Genomic DNA, 2,558 nt, shown 5'->3' on the forward strand with positions numbered 1-2,558 from the left:
GTATCAATACCAGCAGCGTAAAGTGATTGAGTAACTAATCCTGAACAGTCAACACCATAATTTGGAGAACTTGAGGCACCAGAAATCCATGGTTGACCGAGATATTTACGAGCTTGATTAATCATAGCTTCAATATGGTCTGAACGAGTACTGCTGATGTTTGTTTGAAGTGGGGCGATGTATGAATCAATGCCATACCATGTACTTTCCACAAAGCCCATTGCTTCCCAAGTCTTCAAATCAACAACGCCAGTTACAGGAAGTCCTTTTCTAGCTTGAAGAGAACGAACGCTGGCTGCTACAGAACCATCATAGATTGTATGAGCATTAGAATAACCAAAATACTTTCTTACTAAATATGTCTTAATACCTTCAACACCGTTATAAAGGTCGTAACCTACGGCACCACCACTAGGTTGAATTTGTTTATTTTGGATTTGTAACCAACCACTTGGATTTTGATATGCAGGAGCTGTTGTTGCATCGTCACTGTTTAACCAAACGTTGTTAGCAATTTGATAATAAGTTAAACCATTCAGGTTATCAGTCTTGTTGAATTTCCAAACAGAATTGGCTTTAAAGTTTGGTTGACCACTTCTAACAAATCCTTGTTCAGTTCTTGTGTAATTAACCGCACCACTTTGTTTAACTCTAACTTCACCACTTGCGGCAGCACCATATTGCATAGTAACGTCTGAACTGTTAGCAAATTCGTTAGTAGCAACACGATAATAACTTGAACCATTCAATGAAAGTTTTTGGTCAGTATACCAAGGAGTATTTGGAGCTAAACCACGGTTAGTGATTTGTTTACCATCTTGGGTGTAAAGAAAAGTCATTGAACCATTATGTGATACGACAACACCTTTAATTTGTTCAATGTTGTTGGTATTAGCATTTGCTTGTGTACTTGCAGGTGCTTGTGTACTGGCATTTGCATTGGCATTAACATCTTGTTGAGTGGTGTCAGTGGTTACAGTTTGTTGTGTGGCATTTGTTGCTGCATTGTCTGTCACATTTTGGCTGGCTGTAGCTTGGTCGGCAGCGTTATTTGAATCGGCTACTGAAGTTGCTTGTGATACAGCTGTTTGGTTTTGGTTAACATTTGCGACAGTTTCTGTTGCTTGATTATCAGTTGTTGTATCAGCTTTAACAGTTTGTTGTGTAGCTAAAAACATTGTTAAGGCGAATCCACAGGCAACGGCATATTTTGTTCTAATTTTCATTTTTCTTCCCCTTATTTAATAACTGATTGCACGACGGTTTTGTGTGTTCCAGTTATTGATAAATTGATTAATTCCCATTTGTAACGTCTGATCAGTCCAACAATCGTTGTAATAGACGTAATTTTTATCGTAACCAGTAACTACCAAGGCATGGTATGGAAAGCCATACAATGTGTGCCATGTTACTACTGGATGTCCTAAATCAATTTGATACTTAATTGCATCGAACCCTTGACCAGTTAAGTCTTTGGCTGTACCAGCATACTTTTCAACTAGTAATGCGTTTGGAAAAATAGTAATACCTGTTGAATCCCAAGGTTGACCGATATAGCCATATTCAGGATTACTACTACGTGGCATCTCTCTGGCCATCTGCATCTTATCGACTTTGGCACCAGCATATTGCAACATCATCGTCACTGCCGTGATTTCACAACCATTGGGCAATTCTGGACGTTGAGCAATCAGCGGAACACCAGAAATCCAGCTGGCTTCTTTATATTGACCACCATTGATAACAACGTAATCTTGTGGAATCCAAGTATTATTACCAATTTGATACCATTCTTTACCACCGATATTGGCATGGTTGGTAACTTTCCAAGTGCTTCCAGTTGGCAAGTTGTTGCCATGATAAACGGCTTTCTTACTATAGCCTTCAAAGTCATGGGCACTGGCACCTTTTTTATAAACTACCGTTGCATTACCAGAGAATGGTTGAACATATGAACGGTAAGTTCCAGCGGTTTGGTCAGCATATTCGTTAGTTGCGACACGATAGTAACTGGCACCATTACCAGCATCGTGAAAAGTATCGGTATACCAATTAGAATTTGGAGCTAAACCACGGTCAGTAATCCTAACGCCATTGATGTCATAAAGAATCGTAAAATTGTTGCCGACTGTGTAGACACCATCAACGGGCGTATCATGATACGTTGGTTGGGCAGTTTGCGTCTCTGCCTGTTGATTGGTTTGAACCGATTGGTTTGACTGTCCCTCTTGACCATTACTTTGAACATTATTTGTAGTTTGAGACTCACCATTTGATGAATCTTTTGACACATCTGGTGCTTGACTCTTATTATTTTGTTCTGGCACAGGTGCAACAATACTTTGACTATTTGGTGCTTGTGTTGTCGTATCAGCTTTAGCAACGATTGTCGTTGAGATTAGACAACTAGATGCAAGCAAAGTTGCATAGAGTAATTTCCTCTTAAGTTTCATGTTTCCCCCTAAAAACTCATTATCATAAAATAAATCTTATATATCTTTCCTTTTTTAGATAATCCTCCTTTTTTTAACCATGGTATATATGAATAAAATGACCGT

Annotated in this window: 2 protein-coding genes; both read right to left on the minus strand. The window is 38.9% G+C overall.

What is annotated here, in order from left to right; genetic code table 11:
• The coding region (locus ACG72T_RS12455; protein WP_395266457.1) for a peptidoglycan-binding domain-containing protein at window positions 1-1,226 on the minus strand (1,226 nt) is incomplete at its 3' end.
• Window positions 1,227-1,241: 15 nt separating this feature from the next.
• A complete protein-coding gene (locus tag ACG72T_RS12460; protein ID WP_395266458.1) occupies window positions 1,242-2,453 on the minus strand; it encodes a C39 family peptidase in 1,212 nt (403 codons plus the stop codon).
• Window positions 2,454-2,558 lie beyond the last annotated feature (105 nt).

This window comes from Companilactobacillus sp. FL22-1 (assembly GCF_043951805.1).
Taxonomy (GTDB): Bacteria; Bacillota; Bacilli; order Lactobacillales; family Lactobacillaceae; genus Companilactobacillus.

Bases quoted from the DNA above. Each gene is read 5' to 3' on its own strand.
- ACG72T_RS12460 (WP_395266458.1), bottom strand. From the start codon at position 2,453: ATGAAACTTAAGAGGAAATTACTCTATGCAACTTTGCTTGCATCTAGT.